Annotated in this window: 10 protein-coding genes; 6 read left to right on the forward strand and 4 right to left on the reverse strand. The window is 71.7% G+C overall.

From position 1 onward, the window contains the following. Nucleotides 1–143: 143 nt before the first annotated feature. On the reverse strand, nt 144–575 hold the full coding sequence (locus IE272_RS03190) for an Lrp/AsnC family transcriptional regulator (protein WP_030078115.1): 432 nt from the start codon (nt 573–575) through the stop codon (nt 144–146). A gap of 118 nt (nt 576–693) precedes the next feature. On the opposite strand from IE272_RS03190, the gene IE272_RS03195 reads away from it, so the two are divergent. Further along, nucleotides 694–1,917 (forward strand): nitrate/nitrite transporter, encoded by a 1,224-nt coding sequence (locus IE272_RS03195; protein ID WP_190006210.1) that lies wholly within the window; start codon nt 694–696, stop codon nt 1,915–1,917. A 70-nt stretch (nt 1,918–1,987) separates the two neighbouring features. Here the strand turns inward: IE272_RS03195 and IE272_RS03200 are convergent, their stop codons facing one another. Together IE272_RS03200 and IE272_RS03205 are read right to left on the reverse strand one after the other, a co-directional pair. Then, a complete protein-coding gene (locus IE272_RS03200) occupies nt 1,988–4,153 on the reverse strand; it encodes a glycoside hydrolase family 99 protein (protein ID WP_190006211.1) in 2,166 nt (721 codons plus the stop codon). After that, a complete protein-coding gene (locus tag IE272_RS03205) occupies nt 4,150–6,639 on the reverse strand; it encodes a PQQ-dependent sugar dehydrogenase (RefSeq protein WP_190006212.1) in 2,490 nt (829 codons plus the stop codon). The genes IE272_RS03200 and IE272_RS03205 overlap by 4 nt, the downstream gene beginning before the upstream one ends. Nucleotides 6,640–7,000: 361 nt before the next feature. Here IE272_RS03205 and IE272_RS03210 point away from each other — a divergent pair, with 361 nt between their 5' ends. Both IE272_RS03210 and IE272_RS03215 read left to right on the forward strand, forming a co-directional pair. Further along, nucleotides 7,001–8,536, forward strand: coding sequence for an acyl-CoA synthetase (locus tag IE272_RS03210; protein ID WP_056706753.1), 1,536 nt, complete (start codon nt 7,001–7,003; stop codon nt 8,534–8,536). Next, entirely contained in the window at nt 8,526–9,875 is a 1,350-nt protein-coding gene (locus tag IE272_RS03215) for a carboxyl transferase domain-containing protein (RefSeq protein ID WP_050361348.1), read from the forward strand. Before IE272_RS03210 ends, IE272_RS03215 begins: the two co-directional genes overlap by 11 nt. Nucleotides 9,876–10,000: 125 nt before the next feature. Here IE272_RS03215 and IE272_RS03220 read toward each other — a convergent pair whose 3' ends face one another. Then, on the reverse strand, nt 10,001–11,266 hold the full coding sequence (locus tag IE272_RS03220; RefSeq protein WP_050361349.1) for an MFS transporter: 1,266 nt from the start codon (nt 11,264–11,266) through the stop codon (nt 10,001–10,003). A 228-nt stretch (nt 11,267–11,494) separates the two neighbouring features. Here IE272_RS03220 and IE272_RS03225 point away from each other — a divergent pair, with 228 nt between their 5' ends. The 3 genes from IE272_RS03225 to IE272_RS03235 all read left to right on the forward strand — a co-directional run bounded on the left by IE272_RS03225 (nt 11,495) and on the right by IE272_RS03235 (nt 15,194). After that, entirely contained in the window at nt 11,495–12,106 is a 612-nt protein-coding gene (locus IE272_RS03225) for a GNAT family N-acetyltransferase (RefSeq protein ID WP_050361350.1), read from the forward strand. 255 nt (nt 12,107–12,361) lie between these two features. Further along, the gene (locus IE272_RS03230; RefSeq protein WP_007449429.1) at nt 12,362–12,856 is read left to right on the forward strand and encodes a hypothetical protein; all 495 of its coding nucleotides are present in this window, start codon (nt 12,362–12,364) and stop codon (nt 12,854–12,856) included. 37 nt (nt 12,857–12,893) lie between these two features. Next, entirely contained in the window at nt 12,894–15,194 is a 2,301-nt protein-coding gene (locus IE272_RS03235; protein ID WP_098892420.1) for a hypothetical protein, read from the forward strand. The last annotated feature ends 39 nt before the right edge of the window (nt 15,195–15,233 follow it).

Here is a 15,233-nt window from a genome sequence, read left to right on the forward strand (position 1 = left end):
GCGCGGGCCCCGGTCTGCCCCGGGGCCCCGGCGGGGCGGCGCGCAGCGCCACGGGGCCGCCCGGCTCAGGGTTCTCGGGGCGTCCCGGCACGGTGTTCTCGGGCCGCCCCGGCTCAGCGTTCAGGGTTCTCGGGCCGCCCGGCTCAGTGCTTCGGGGCCGCCCGCAGGGCGATCCGGGTGTTGGAGTGGGCGATGCCCGCCTCCCGTTTCAGCCGGCGCAGCAGGGTGTCCAGCGCTCCGGGGTCGGCGGCGGTGGCCCGTACGAGGTAGTCGTGGCCGCCCGTCACGTGCACCACCTCCGTGATTCCGGGCAGCATCAGCACCGAGCGTTCGAACTCCTCGTTCGTCGTGTCGAGGCGCAGGGTCACATCGATGAAGACGACCAGGCCCGAACGGGTGTCGGCGGCCGGGTCCACGATGACGGTGAAGCCCCGGATGACCCCGTCACGGCGCATCCGGCGGACCCGGTCGCCCGCCGCGTTGGCGCTGAGCCCCACGCGTACGCCCAGATCCCGGTACGAGATCCGGGCGTCCTCCTGGAGAATGCCGAGGATTTCCCTGTCCAGCCGATCCATACCGCGATTGTCCCAGCTCGTGGCGATATCGGCTGAAGGGAGGCCGAGGGCGCCCGCTGTCGCCCGGTCGGCGCAGTCCGGCGGGCCGTGCGGTATCCCGCGCCCTTGACTGGCTGGTGTGGACACCTCCGTCAAGCAGTCCCCCGAGCCGCCCGCCCCGGCGGCAGCCGCACCGCCCGCGGCCGCGTACCGCAACCTCCTCCTGGCCACGGTCGGCTTCGCGCTGACCTTCTGGGCGTGGAACCTGATCGCACCGATGTCCGGGGACTACAAGGACCGGCTGGGGCTCAGCTCGTTCCAGCAGTCCTTCCTGGTGGCCGTGCCGGTCCTCGTCGGGTCGCTCGGCCGGATCCCGGTGGGGGCGCTGACGGACAAGTACGGCGCGAAGCTGATGTTCCCGCTCGTGTCGGCGCTGACGATCGTGCCGGTGCTGCTGCTGATCCCGGCGAAGAACTCCTACGGGGCGATGCTCGCGGTCGGCTTCCTGCTGGGGCTCGGCGGGACGACCTTCGCGATCGGCGTTCCGCTGGTCAACTCGTGGTTCCCGCCCGCCAAACGGGGCTTCGCCCTGGGCGTGTTCGGGATGGGCATGGGCGGGGTGGCGCTGTCGGGCTACTTCACCCCGCGCATCGCGAAGCACGGCGACAACCTGCCGTTCCTCGTGGTCGCGGGGGCGCTGGTGGTCTACGCGCTGGTGGCGGCCGTCCTGGTCAGCGACCATCCCGGCCGGAAGATCCCCACGGACACGCTGGCGCACCGGCTCGGCGAGGCCGGGAAGCTGCGGGTGACCTGGGAGCTGTCGGCGCTGTACGCGATCGGCTTCGGCGGCATCGTGGCGTTCGGGGTGTATCTGCCGACGTACCTGAAGACCTGGTACGAGATGTCGCCGACCGAGGCGGGCACCAAGGCGGCCGGGTTCGCCCTGGTCACGGTGGTCTTCCGGCCGATCGGCGGCTGGCTCTCGGACCGGGCGCACCCGGCGCTGGTGACCTCGGCGGCCCTGCTGCTGGCAGCGCTGATGGCGATCGTGCAGGCCTTCGAGCCGCCGCTGAACCCGGTGGGCACGATCGCGCTGCTGGCCATGGCGGCCGGGCTCGGCACCGCGAGCGGCAGTGTGTTCGCCCTGGTCTCGCAGGTGACGCCGCAGCCGAAGGTGGGCAGTGTGACGGGCATCGTCGGGGCGATGGGCGGGCTGGGCGGTTTCGTGCCGCCGCTGGTGATGGGCGCGATCTACAGCGCGAAGAACAGTTACGCGATCGGCTTCATGCTGCTGTCCGATCTGGCGCTGGCGGGGTGTGTGTACGCGTACGGGCGGATGCGGGCCATCCAGCGGGACGAGTGAGGTCTCCGGGTACGGAGGAACGGCCGCGCTCCCGCCGGAACGCGGCCGTCCGTGTGGTGGTCCGGTGCGGCTACCCGCGCTGCCGGAGCTGCTGCTCGAACCGGTCCGCCCAGTACGCGGTCCGGTCGAGGTAGGCCGTCTCGGCGGCCTCCCCGGTCCTGCCGTAGGCCCCCTCGAAGGTCTCGTAGCCGTGGCCCGGGGGCGGGCTGGAGGAGGCCGGTTCGATGGAGCTGCCCTCGTGCCACTCGTTGAACGAGGTGACGGAGACCCAGGTGGGGTCGCCGCCGATGGCCGGGTCAAGGGCGTTGTTCCACTCCAGGTCGTAGGACGCGCCGTCCTCGCGGCCCAGGGTGGGGGTGGTGTTGCCGGGGACGGCCCGGTCGTCGAGGTAGCCGGGGGCGACCGAGGGGGCCCACACCAGGCCGTTGGCCTTGGCGTAGTCGCCCGCGTTCTTCCAGCCGGGTGCGGTGGCCCCGGCGATGCCGTCGTAGGTGTAGATCCCGCCGAAGTGGTCGACCTTGCTGGTGTCGGTGGTCTGGGCGAGGACGATGGCGGTGTCCTCGACCGCGTCCAGCGCGGACCAGTCCTGGATTCTCAGGCTCTCGAAGATGTAGTAGGCGTTGCGGTCGCCGTTTGCCGCGTCCCGGTAGAACGCGGGGTGGTCGCCGAACTTCCCTTCCAGATAGGCGATGTCGTCGACGACCGACTCGGCGGTGCGGCCCCCGTACGGCTCGATGTGCCAGGCGACCTCGATGCCGTGGCGGGCTGCGGCGTCCATGACGTCGCCGGCGAGGGAGTCCTCGTAGCCCCCTTGCCCCCACCAGCTGTAGACGATGACGCCCGCGCCGGACCGCTGGACCCACTTCATGTGCTGGTCGACGGCTCCGGCGATGTCCCCGGAGTCGTACGGGCCGAGCTTCGGGTAGAGGTCGGCGCCGATGGAGTCGGGCGGGGTGTGGCCGCCCTGCTGCCAGTGCCGCCAACTGCCCGAGCCGTCGGGGGTGCCGTACCAGGGGTAGTAGAAGAGGTGCACGTTGGACGAGCCCTCGTCCTCGGTGGCCGGGGCGCGGGTCAGGGTGATGCGGTCGACGTCGAAGAGGGCGCCCGCTCCCCCGGTGAACCGCAGGAACAGCGGGCCCGTCCCGGCGGTGAGGGCGGTGGTGACCTCGGTGAAGGTCTCCCAGCCGCCGGTCGGGGCGACGTCCGCGGAGCCGAGGAGCGGCCCGGTGGCGGAGCCGGAGCGGACCTCGATGGTGCCGCCCGCGCCGGCCGAGGAGACCCGGGCGGTGAGGGCGGTGGCCCCGGCGGTGTCGAGGGAGGAGTAGCCCGCCCAGTCGCCGTGGTCGATGTAGCCGAGGGTGGCTCCCCCGCTCGCCGAGCCGTGGGCGGCGCTCTGGACGCCGGAGGAGGAGGTGTACGCCTCCGCCTCCGCGCTGTCGCCGCCCGGGTCCGGTCCCGGGCCGCCCGCGCCGCAGTCGGCCTCGACGGCTCCGGCCGCGTACTGGACGCCCCCGAGGAGGAGTTGGCGGAAGTCCGGGTCGGCGAAGGACTCGATGGTGTGGCCGAGTCCGGTGTAGAAGGAGCGGCCCTCCTGCTGCGGGTGGCACCAGGTGATGGGGTGGTCTCCGCCCATCTCGCCGCCGCTGTAGCTGGATTCGTCCAGCGACTGGAGTACGTGGACGTCCGAGCGGGGGTTGGAGCGGTAGTTGTACCACTCGTCGGTCCGCGTCCAGGTGTCGTCCAGGTGCGCGGTCGCCGGGTGGACGTGGTCCTCGGTGGTGAGGCGGGCCTCCTGGATCGCGGGGTGGCTCTGGAACCACGCCCCGACCAGGTCCTCGTACTCCGGCCAGTCGTATTCGGTGTCGGCCGCCGCGTGCACGCCGACGAATCCGCCGCCGCCGTCCACGTACCCCTTCAGGGCGCTCTGCTGGGTGTCGTTCAGGACGTCGCCGGTGGTGGAGAGGAAGACGACGGCCTCGTACGTGGCGAGGTTCGCGGGAGTGAAGGCGGTCGCGTCCTCGGTGGCGGTGACGGTGAACTCGTTGGCCGCGCCGATCTGTTGGAGGGCGGTGATGCCCGCCGGGATGGAGTCGTGGCGGAATCCGGCGGTCTTGGAGAAGACCAGGACCTGGTACGGGTCGGCGGCCGCCGCGCTCTGCACTCCGGGGCTCAGGAAGGCCGCCCCGAGGGTGAGGGCCACGGCGCAGGCGACGCGGCGGATACGGGATCGTCTCATCGGTGGTCCACCTGCGCTCCCTGTGTGTCGAACGTGAAGGCGTCCAGGTCGAAGAGGCTGCCCTGGCCCGTCGGGCCCTTGAAGACGAAGAAGAGCTCGGTGGATCCGGCGGGGGCGTTGTTCACGTCCGCCGTGACGTCCACGAAGTTCTCCCAGCCGCCCGTCGGGGCGACGGTGAGCGTGGACAGCAGCGTGCCGGTGGCGGAGCCGGCCCGCACCTCCAGGGTGCCGCCCGCGCCGCCGGAGGCGACCCGTGCGGTGAGGGAGGTGGCGTTGGACAGAACGTACGGCGTGAAGGAGACCCAGTCGCCGTTGTCCGTGTAGCCGACGGTCGCGCCGCCCTCGGCGGGGCCGTGCGGGGCGACCTGGACGCCGTTCTGGGCGGCGAAGTGCTCGCCCTGGCGGTGGCGGGGCTGGAGGACGGAGTCGCTGTGCGTGGTGAGCCCGCCCGCGTCGGTGTACTCGGCGTCGAAGACCCCGTAGATGTTGGCGGCGGTGTCGTGCTCCCCGTCGACGGGGACGTCGATGGTGCCGGAGCAGCCGTTCTTCGAGGTGATCTGGTGGCGGTGGCTGTCGTGGCCGAGGAGATAGGTGACCTTGACCTTGGAGCAGTCGATCGTGCCGTCCTCGGGGTCGCTGACGCTCACGGTGAAGGGGACGGAGTCGCCGAAGGAGAACAGCGAACCGTCCGCCGGGGTGTTGAGCGTGACGGTGGGAGCGCTGTTGCCCGCGGTCACGACCAGGCTCGCGGAGCCGGTGAGCCCTTCGGGGTCGGTGACGGTCAGGGTCGGGTTGAAGGTCCCGGCGGTGGTGTAGGTGTGGCTGGGATTGGCGGCGGTGGAGGTGGCTCCGTCGCCGAAGTCCCAGGCGTAGCTGAGGTTTCCGCCCTCGGGGTCGGCGCTGCCGGCGGAGGAGAAGGAGACCGCGAGCGGGGTGGGTCCGGAGGTCCGGTCGGCGGCGGCCTTGGCGACCGGGGAGCGGTTGCTGCCCGCGAGGTGTTCGACGCGGTAGAGGGCCTGGTTGTTCGCGCCGGTGCCGTAGTCGAGGACGTACAGCGCGCCGTCGGGTCCGAACGCGGAGTCCATCACCTGGGTGCCGGTCCACGGGAAGGTGTCGATGGTCCCGGGTGATCCGTCGGCCTTCACCTCGACCGGCTTGATCCACTTGCGGCCGTACTCGGTGGCGAAGAAGCGGCCGTCGAGGGAGGCCGGGAACTTCACGGTGGAGTCGAGGTTCGCGTCGAAGTTGTACACGGGTCCGGCCATCGGGGACTCGGAGCCGCCGCCGAACTCCGGCGGGGAGCCCGCGTCGCCTGCGTACCGGATCCAGGCGGGCTGGGCCGGGGGCAGGGTGGCCTGGCCGGTGTTGCGGAAGGAGTTGTTGGCCGGGCCGGAGGCGCAGTCGTACTTCCCGGCGGACGGGCCGCTGGGGAAGGTGTACTCGCCGTACGTCTCCGTGGGCGTGTTGGTGCCCGTGCAGTACGGCCAGCCGAAGTTGCCGGGCCGGGTGACGCGGTTGAACTCGACCTGGCCGCTGGGGCCCCGGGCCGGGTCGGTGCCGCCCGCGTCGGGGCCGTAGTCGCCGATGTAGACGGCTCCGGACTTCTTGTCGACGGACATCCGGAACGGGTTGCGGAAGCCCATCGCGTAGATCTCGGGGCGGGTGTTCGCGGTGCCGGGGGCGAAGAGGTTGCCTGCCGGGACGGTGTAGCCGCCGTCGGCCGTGGGCTTGATCCGCAGCAGCTTGCCGCGCAGGTCGTTGGTGTTGCCGGAGGATCGCTGGGCGTCGAACTGCGGGTTGCGGTTGGTGCGTTCGTCGATGGGGGCGTAGCCGGCCGACTCGAAGGGGTTGGTGTCGTCGCCGGTGGTGAGGTAGAGGTTCCCGGCGGCGTCGAAGTCGATGTCGCCGCCGACGTGGCAGCACTGGCCCCGGTCGCTCGCGACTTCCAGGACGACCTTCTCGCTGGCGGTGTCGAGGGTGCCGTCGGTCTTGAGGACGAAGCGGGAGAGGTTCAGATGCCCTTTCCACGCCTCGAAGTCGGCGGCGGAGCCGGTGGTGGGGGCGTCGCCGGGCGGGGTGTTCAGGAGCGGCGAGTAGTAGAGGTAGACGAAGCGGTTCGTCGAGAAGCCCGGGTCGACGGCGATGCCCTGGAGGCCCTCCTCGTCGTGGGTGTAGACGTCGAGCTTCCCTGCGGTCTTCGTCGCCCCGGCGGCGTCGGTCAGCCGGACCGTGCCGTCGCGGGCGGTGTGCAGCACTGACCGGTCCGGCAGCACGGCCAGCGACATGGCCTCGCCCAGTTCGGCCGCGCCGAGGGCGAGTTGGACCTGCTGGTAGTCGGCGGCGGGGATGTCGGCCGCGCTGCGCGGGGCGCGGGCCTCGGGGTCGGCGGCGACGGCCGGTGCTGCGGCGGGAACGGCGAGCGTGGCCGCGAGCAGTGCGGCGAGCGTGGTGGCGTATCCGGACCACCGTGGGGGTGCGGGTGACATGGTCGTTCCTTCCTGACGGTACGTGGGGTCCCTCAGGCAAGGCGCTGTCGCGCTTTGCGACGTACGGGTCCCGGCGCGCGGGGCGTACGGCGTGCGGTGTGCAGGCGTGCGACGACTGCGCCGGTGCACGGGCGCAGGCAGCTTTTTTCTTGGAGAGAGCGCTCCAACTCCCCCAACGGGGAGGCTTTTTGCATGCTGGCAACGCAAAATTAATTTGTCAAGGTCGTGTCAAAATTGCGATTGGGTGCTCCGTGCAGCGATGCGACGGGCCGGGCGCGCCCTCCGGAGACCCCGGGTGACGCTGCCCTCATCGGCATCCGGGTCCGGGCGGGGGCCGGGCGGAAGCCCTAGGCTTCCGGGCGTGACCCTCCTTCTTCCCGCGCTCCAGTCCCCCACCGGCCAGGCGGCCTCCCGGGAGGCCGTCCGCTTCGGCGACCTCTCCCTGAGCTACGGCCGGCTCGCCGGGGCCGCCGACGCGCTCGCCGCCCGCATCGCGGACGCGGGCCGGGTCGCCGTCTGGGCCACCCCGACGCCGGAGACCGTGATCGCGATGGTGGCGGCACTGCGGGCCGGGGTCCCGGCCGTGCCGCTCAACCCCCGTACCGGAGAGCGCGAGTTGGCGCACATCCTGGCCGACAGCAAGCCCACGGCCGTGCTCGCGGGACCGGACGACGTGCTGCCGCCCGCGCTAAAGAAGCTGCGGCGCGTGACCGTGGACGCGCGGGCAGCAGGCGCTCACCCGGAGGACACGGCGGGCGGGACCCTTCCGGCCGAGGAGGACCCCGGGTCCCCCGCCCTGATCGTCTACACCTCCGGCACCACCGGCCCGCCCAAGGGAGCCGTCCTGCCCCGGCGGGCCGTCGCCGCGTCCCTGGACGCGCTGGAGGACGCCTGGGGGTGGACCGGCGACGACGTCCTGGTCCACGCGCTGCCGCTGTTCCATGTGCACGGGCTGATCCTGGGCGTCCTCGGCCCGCTGCGGCGCGGCGGCTCCGTACGCCACCTGGGGAGGTTCTCGCCCGATGGCGTGGCCCGTGAGCTGGCCTCCGGCGGCACCATGCTGTTCGGGGTGCCGACGATGTACCACCGGCTGGCGGAGGTGCTGGACGGCCCGGCGGACGGGAGCGGACCCGGCTCCCCGGCAGCCGGGGGCGGCTCCCCGGCGGGCACCGGGCGGGACGCGCTGGCCGGGGCGCTGGCCGGGGCCCGGCTGCTGGTCTCCGGCTCGGCGGCACTGCCCGTGCACGACCACGAACGCATCGCGGCGGCGACCGGGCGGCGGGTGATCGAGCGGTACGGGATGACGGAGACCCTGATGAACACGGGGATCCGGGCGGACGGCGTCCCGCGCCCCGGCACGGTGGGCCCGCCGCTCGCCGGGGTGGAGCTGCGCCTGGCGGAGGAGGACGGCACGGTGCTCGGCGAACCCGGGGCGATCGGCGAGATCCAGGTCCGGGGCCCGAACCTGTTCACCGGCTACCTCAACCGGCCCGACGCCACCGCCGCCGCGCACACGGCGGACGGCTGGTTCCGTACGGGGGACGTCGGCTCGGTGGACGAGGACGGCTACGTGACGATCGTCGGGCGCAAGGCCACCGACCTGATCAAGAGCGGCGGTTACAAGATCGGCGCGGGCGAGATCGAGAACGTGCTGCTCGCCCACCCCGGGGTCCGGGAAGCGGCCGTGACCGGCGAGGAGGACCCGGACCTGGGCGAACGGGTCGTGGCCTGGGTGGTGGCGGCCGACCCCGGCTCGCCGCCCTCCGCCGAGGAGCTGGCGGACCATGTGGCGGCCCAACTGGCCCCGCACAAGCGCCCGCGCACCGTGCACTACCTGGACGCCCTGCCCCGCAACGACCTGGGCAAGATCATGAAGAGGTCGCTCCATGCCCGCTGACTCCCCCGCCCGGGCGACGGCCCGGGAGACGATCGCGCTGCTCACCGGCGCGGCGGGCTTCACCGAGCACCGCCCGCCGTCGCACCCCCTGCCACCGGACGGACCGCTCGGCTGGGCCGGTTACGACGCGGCGCGGGAGCGGGCCGGGACCCGGACCGGCGAGGAGGAGTCCGTGGTGTACGGCACCGGGGTCGTCGGCGACCGCGCGTGCGTGCTGCTCGCCTTCGAATTCGGTTTCCTGGGCGGCTCGTTGGGACGGCTGACGGGTGACCGGCTGGCGGCCGCATACGAGCTGGCCCTGACCCGGCGGCTGCCCCTGCTCGCGCTCGTCGCCACCGGCGGCAGCCGCATGCAGGAGGGCATGGTCGCGCTCACCCAGCTCCAGCGGGTGGCGGCCGCCTCCACCCGGCTGCGCGCGGCCGGGCTCCCGCAGATCGCGGTGGTCCGCGACCCGACGACCGGCGGCGGCTGGGCCACCGTGGGGGCGGGCGCCGATGTGGTGCTGGCGCTGCCGGGCGCGCAGGTCGGCTTCGCCGGGTCCCGGGTGCGGCCGGCGGACGCGGATCCTCACGCGTACAGCGCCGAGGGGCAGTTCGCGGCGGGCCAGGTGGACGCGGTCGTCCCGCCCGGCGAGCTGGCCCGGGCGCTGACGCACTGGCTGCGCGCGCTCGGCCCGCACGGCGCGCTCCCCGCCGCCCCGTTGCCCCGCGCACGGTCGGCGGCCCGGCTTCCGGAGACCGGGCGGGAGGCGGTGGCGGCGGCCCGCGATCCCCGGCGGCCCCGCGCGGAGGCGTATCTGGCCGACTACTTCGGCGTCCGGCTCCCCCTCCACGGGGACCGGTGCGGCGGAGCGGACCCGGGGCTGCTGTGCGGCTTCGGGCTGCGCGCGGACGGGCTGCCCGTGGCGTACGTCGCCCAGTGCGGGACGCCGACCCGCCCGGCCGGGTACCGCGCGGCGGCCCGGACGATCCGGCTGGCGGACCGGCTCGGCGTCCCCGTCCTCACGCTCGTCGACACCCCGGGCGCGGCCAACGACGCCGAGGCGGAACGGGCGGGCGCGGGCGCGGCCATCGCGGACGCCTTCGCGGCCGTCGCGGAGGCCCGGGTGCCGGTGACGACGCTGGTGATCGGCGAGGGCGGCTCGGGCGGGGCGCTGGCTCTGGCGGCGCCGGACAACACCCATGTCACGGCGGACAGTTACTTCTCCGTCATCGCCCCGGAACTGGCCGCCGCGATCCTCAAGCGGCCACCGTCGGAGACCGGCGCCACCGCCGACCAGTTGCGGCTGCGCCCGCAGGACCTCCTGGAGCTCGGGTTCGCCCGCTCGATCGTGAGCTGAGCGGGCGGCGGGCGGACCCGGTCAGGGTTACGGGCTCGGGCTCGGGCTCGGGCTCGGGCTCGGGCTCGGGCTCGGGCTCGGGCTCGGGCTCGGGCTCGGGCTCGGGCTCGGGTTACGGGCTCGGGCTACGGCTGCGGGTCGTGGGCGTCGTAGCGGGCGAAGGCGCGCCACTTCAGCGCGAGCAGGGCCACACCGGTCACGCAGAGGACGCCGCCGCCGGTGACGGCGACGGCGGGGGTGGCGAGGTCGGCCACCGAGCCCGCCAGGAAGTCCCCGAGGCGGGGGCCGCCCGCCACGACGACGATGAAGACGCCCTGGAGCCGGCCGCGCATCTCGTCGGGCACGGCCGCCTGGAGCATCGTGTTGCGGAAGACCATGGAGATGGTGTCCGCGCAGCCGGCGATCGCCAGGAACAGCAGTCCGAGCCAGAGGTTGCGGGTGAGCCCGAAGACGGCGATGGCGACGCCCCAGGAGCCGACGGCCAGCAGGATCGCGAGCCCGTGCCGCCGGATCCGGCCGAGCCAGCCGGAGAACACTCCGCCGAGCAGCGCGCCGAGGGCCGGGGCGGCGACGAGCATGCCGGTGGTCCGCGCGTCGCCCCCGTACCAGAGGACGGCGATGACCGGGAAGAGGGCGCGGGGATGAGCGAGGACCATCGCGCACAGGTCGGTGAAGAAGGTCATCCGCAGGTTCGGCCGGGTCCCGAGGAAGCGCAGCCCGTCCAGGACGGAGGCCCGCTTGTCCGTGGCGCCGTCCTGCCGGTCGGGCAGCATCGAGGGCAGCCGCCACATGGCGTACAGGGAGGCGGTGAAGCAGACGGCGTCCACGGTGTACGCGGAGCGGTAGCCCCACCAGCCGACGATCAGACCGCCCAGCATCGGCCCGACGAGCATGCCCGTCGTGCTGGTGATGGAGTTCAGCGCGTTGGCGGCGGGCAGTTGCTCGGCCGGCAGCAGCCGGGCGATCATCGAGGAGCGGGCCGGTGCGTTGAGGGCGAAGCAGACGGCCTGGAGGGCGACGACCGCGTACAGCAGCCCGACCCGTTCGATGCCCGCGACCGTCGCAGCCACCAGGACGACGGACAGGACAAAGGACCCGGCGGCGCTGAACAGGCCGAGCTTGCGCCGGTCGACGGTGTCCGCGACGGCCCCGCCGTAGAGCCCGAAGACGACCAGCGGCACGAGTGAGCAGAACCCGATGAGCCCCACGGAGAACGCGGACCCGGTGATGTCGTAGACCTGGAGCGAGACCGCCAGCGACGTCATGCCCTGGCCGATCCAGGAGACGGTGTTCCCGAACCAGAGCCGCCGGTAGTCGGGCGAGAGCCGCAGCGGGGTGAGGTCGGCGAATATGGGGGTGCGGCGGCCTGGCGGTTCGGTCTTTTCGGTCACACGGGATGGTAGCCGCGCCCGCCGCGCGACTGCCGCCGCCCCGGGACCGCCCCCGCCCTCCTCTCGCGGTACGGCCGGAAACGCGCGGGGAAAATCGCCGCACGGACGGCTTTCCGCCCCCCTATGCACCTGATTCGGCCGCTTTCTTGACGGCGTCCTTCCGCTTGATCAAGGCTGGTCGGCACGGAGGCCGAGGGAGCGCGCACACGTTCAGGAGAGAGGAAACATGTGATCGCCGACCGACTGGATCTGCCCACACCCTGGGCCGCCCGTCCGCTCAGCGGCACCGCCGAGGAAGGCCGCCTGCTGTCCCGCTGGATGGGCCAGGAGTATCTGGCGGAGACCTGGCACCAGGCCTGGCCCCCGGAGCGCTGGAGCGACGAGCTGCGCCGGCTGCACGAGAGCCGGGAGGGCGGGCCGTTCCTGATCACGTACGAGGGCAGGCGGTTCGCCTATGTCGAGGTCTACCGGCCGCTGCACTCCAACATCGCCGCCTTCCAGCCCTGGAGCCGGCACGACCTGGGCTTCCACCTGGCGATCGTCGACCGGGCGTTGACCGGGCGCGGGCTGGGCACGGCGTTCGTGTCGGACCTGGTGCGGACGCTGTTCCGGTGCTCGCCCGGGGCGGAACGCGTCGCCGCCGAGCCCGACGTGCGCAATCTGGCCTGCCGCAGGGTGATGGAGCGGGCCGGGATGTCCTGGGTGAGAACGGTGCGGCTGCCGCACAAGGAGGCCGCGCTCCACGTCTGCCCCCGGTCGCGGGTACGGCCCGCGCCCGAGCGGCCGGACGTCGTGGCACCGCTCGGCGGACGGCCGGAGGCACGGCACCCGGCCGCCTGAAGTCCCCCGGGCCGCTCGCGGGGCCCGCCGGGGGCGTACCGGCGGGCCCCGCAGAGCGCGAAAGCAGACCAACCACTTGATCCCGGGACATCGGACGGCGCCGGTCCCGAAGTCTCCACCAGATGGTCACAACCACTGTCCGAGGATCGAGCTCCGCCCCGTTTGAACACCTGGTCGAGTTGCTAGCTTGGCCTGAAGCAAAGGCGCTCATCAGCCGCGACGAAAAGCAGCGGCCGCACGGGGGAAGGGTTTTCCATGGCATGGGACGAGTGGGAACAGCTGAAGACGGACGCCGTCCATCGGCAACCCGCCGGGATGCAGTTGAACCAGCTCGACCCCGGGGGCGGCGGCTCGGCGGCCCTGCCCGGGCAAACCGGTGACCTCAAGGTGACCAACGGCGATCTGGTGAAGATCGGCAGCCAGGCACACGGACTCTACGACGAGCTGTGGGGCAAGGCCCGGGTAGCCGTTCCCAGCAGCGACAAAGCGGCCGGCGACCTGAGCGGCCAGGGCTTCGCGCTGGGCGGCGGGCTCAAGCACGTGTCGAAGCGGTGGGACGAGCAGCTGAAGTCGCTCATGGACGCGTGTGCCCATATCGCCAACCACATGCAGGTCACCAAGAAGGTGCACGCCGGCGACGACCACTACATCCAGCGGCAGATGAGCAGCATCGACGCCCTGGACGCCGGATTCGACGAGCGGGTCGGCGAGCCGGGGCAGAAGAACCCGGCGTACGAGCAGAAGAAGTAGCAGCGCGACCAAGACGTACAGGGAGAATCGACCACTCATGGATCTCGACGCGCTGCGCTTCGGCAACTTCGCGACGCTCGACGAAGCCGTCTCCGACTGGGGCCTGCTCGTACGCAACCTCGCGCAACTGAAGAAACAGGCCGAGGACGGGTTGCGCAAGGCCGCCAACTCGGCCGACTGGGCCGGCCTGAACGCCCAGGTCACCAAGGAGTTCGTCGGCAAGACCGCCGGTGAGTTCGCCGACGCCCACACCCAGGCCAACACCATCAGCAAGATCCTCACCGACACCCGCGACGAGCTGCGGCAGCACAAGAAGGACGTCGAGGAGGCCATCAGCCGCGGAGCCAAGAAGAATCTGACCGTCGTCGACAACGGCGGCGGTGGTTTCACCGTCACGATGAACATCCACCCGGATCGAGCGGCGAAGGGCACCTCCGTCCCGGAGCACGACCAGAGCGATGTCACCGCGCTGCGCGACGAAGTACAGGGGATTCTCAAGAAGGCCACCGAGAGCGACACCTCGGCGAGCAAGGTACTGACCGCGATTGCCAACCAGTCCACGATGGGCTTCTCGGACGCCTCCTACAAGGACCGTGACTCCGCGGTCGAGGCCGTCCAGGCGGCCGAGGACCTCGCCAAGATCGCGGCGAAGAACCCCGAGGACCTCACGCCCGCCGACTTCGACAAGATCAATAACGGTCTGGACAAGTACAAGAACGATCCGCTGTTCGCCGAGCGGTTCGCCACGCAGCTCGGGCCCAAGAAGACCCTCGAGTTCTGGCAGGGCATCAACGACCCGGCTGTGAACCCGCACGTGGGCAGCGAACGGCTCGACAAGCTCGACGACCTCCAGCGTAATCTCGGCCTCACGCTCGCCGCCGCCACCCAGAGCGACTCCGCCGACATGACGAGCTGGAAGGGCAACATGATCAAGCTGGGCGAGCAGCCCATCGGCCGGGACGGCGGCGGCCCCATGGGCTTCCAGGTCATGAGCAACCTGATGCGGACCGGCGACTACGACGACCAGTTCCTCAAGAGCTACGGCAACAAGCTCATGGAGACGGAACGCAAGCTCACCGGCAACGGCGAGCACGAGAACATGGCGTGGCAGCACCTGGGGCCGGACCCGTGGCTCAACCGGATCGGCGAGGACAGCGGCGACGACCCGCTGACCGGATACCTCAAGGGGCTGTCCAACAGCCCGGACGCGGCCACCGACTTCTTCAACCAGGAGTACGTCTCGAAGGAGGACTCCCCCTTCGAGCGCGATACGGACGGCAACGGCAAGAACGGGCAGATCCCGCTCTCCAACTTCCAGTACCTCTTCGAGGAGCGGGAGTGGCCGCAGGAGACCAACTTCAAGGGCGACGACGACAACACCGGCCGCAACACTCTCGCCCTCGCCTTGGAAGCCGCCACGACCGGGCACCCGGCGGGCGAGTTGCCGACAGTGGACACTCCGGCCCACAACGAGGGGCAGACCAAGCTTTTCGAGTCGCTCGTGTCCTCCGTCGCGGACGACAACGAACGGCTCACCAAGCACAACTACATGACCGACAGCATCGGGCAGATCACCTCGGAGTACCTGCCGGACATCAACCGGGCCATGACGAACGACTCCGATGAGGAGACGGACAACCTGTTCCCCGTCGCCGGAAGCTCCGCCACGCTCAACCACCGTGATGTGAACGCCCTGTTGCTGACTGTGGGACAGAACCCCGAGGGGTACGCGGCCGTGGAGGTGGCCAACAAGCAGTACATGGCGAACCTCATGGACTACCACCTGAACCCGGACCTGCCGGCGGACAAGGTCTATTCGAAGGACCTGCAGTTCACCGTCGAGCAGATCGCCCAAGGGTCGGGCGAGGTGTCCGGCACCTTGGCCATCGGTCGCCAGGAAGCGGTCGCCGGCGAGGCCGAGGAAAAGGACAAGAAGTACGAGCAGTCCGTGGGTCAGTGGAAGAACGCCGTCTCCGGGGGCATCGGTACGGGTATCGGCGTCGGCACATCCTTCATCGCCAGCCCGGTAGGCGGCGCGGTGGCCGGCGGCGCGGCGTCGACGGCAAGCAGCATGATCCTCGAATCCCTCTTCAAGGACGCCGAGGGGAAGGCCAAGGACGACGCCGGCCCCGTCATGGGCGAGCTCTGGGAGAGCGGCAACGAGAAGAATTCGGAGTACACCGAGATGGCGGTCGAGGCTGCGGCGAAGGCACACGGCCGTGACGACCTGATGGACGCCAGCATCGACGAGAAGGCGCGTGTGGCGGCCCAGGCCGGGTTCCGCGCCGCGGGCGTGAACACCCTGCACATGTCCCCTCACATGAAAACGGACATCTGATCGCATGGCTGGGGACAGCGCGCGCCGCGCTCTCCCCCG

The sequence above is a fragment of the Streptomyces anulatus genome (assembly GCF_014650675.1).
GTDB classification, from domain to species: domain Bacteria; phylum Actinomycetota; class Actinomycetes; order Streptomycetales; family Streptomycetaceae; genus Streptomyces; species Streptomyces anulatus.

Bases quoted from the DNA above. Each gene is read 5' to 3' on its own strand.
- IE272_RS03190 (WP_030078115.1), bottom strand. From the start codon at position 575: ATGGATCGGCTGGACAGGGAAATCCTCGGCATTCTCCAGGAGGACGCC.
- IE272_RS03200 (WP_190006211.1), bottom strand. From the start codon at position 4,153: ATGAGACGATCCCGTATCCGCCGCGTCGCCTGCGCCGTGGCCCTCACC.
- IE272_RS03205 (WP_190006212.1), bottom strand. From the start codon at position 6,639: ATGTCACCCGCACCCCCACGGTGGTCCGGATACGCCACCACGCTCGCC.
- IE272_RS03215 (WP_050361348.1), top strand. From the start codon at position 8,526: ATGCCCGCTGACTCCCCCGCCCGGGCGACGGCCCGGGAGACGATCGCG.
- IE272_RS03230 (WP_007449429.1), top strand. From the start codon at position 12,362: ATGGCATGGGACGAGTGGGAACAGCTGAAGACGGACGCCGTCCATCGG.
- IE272_RS03235 (WP_098892420.1), top strand. From the start codon at position 12,894: ATGGATCTCGACGCGCTGCGCTTCGGCAACTTCGCGACGCTCGACGAA.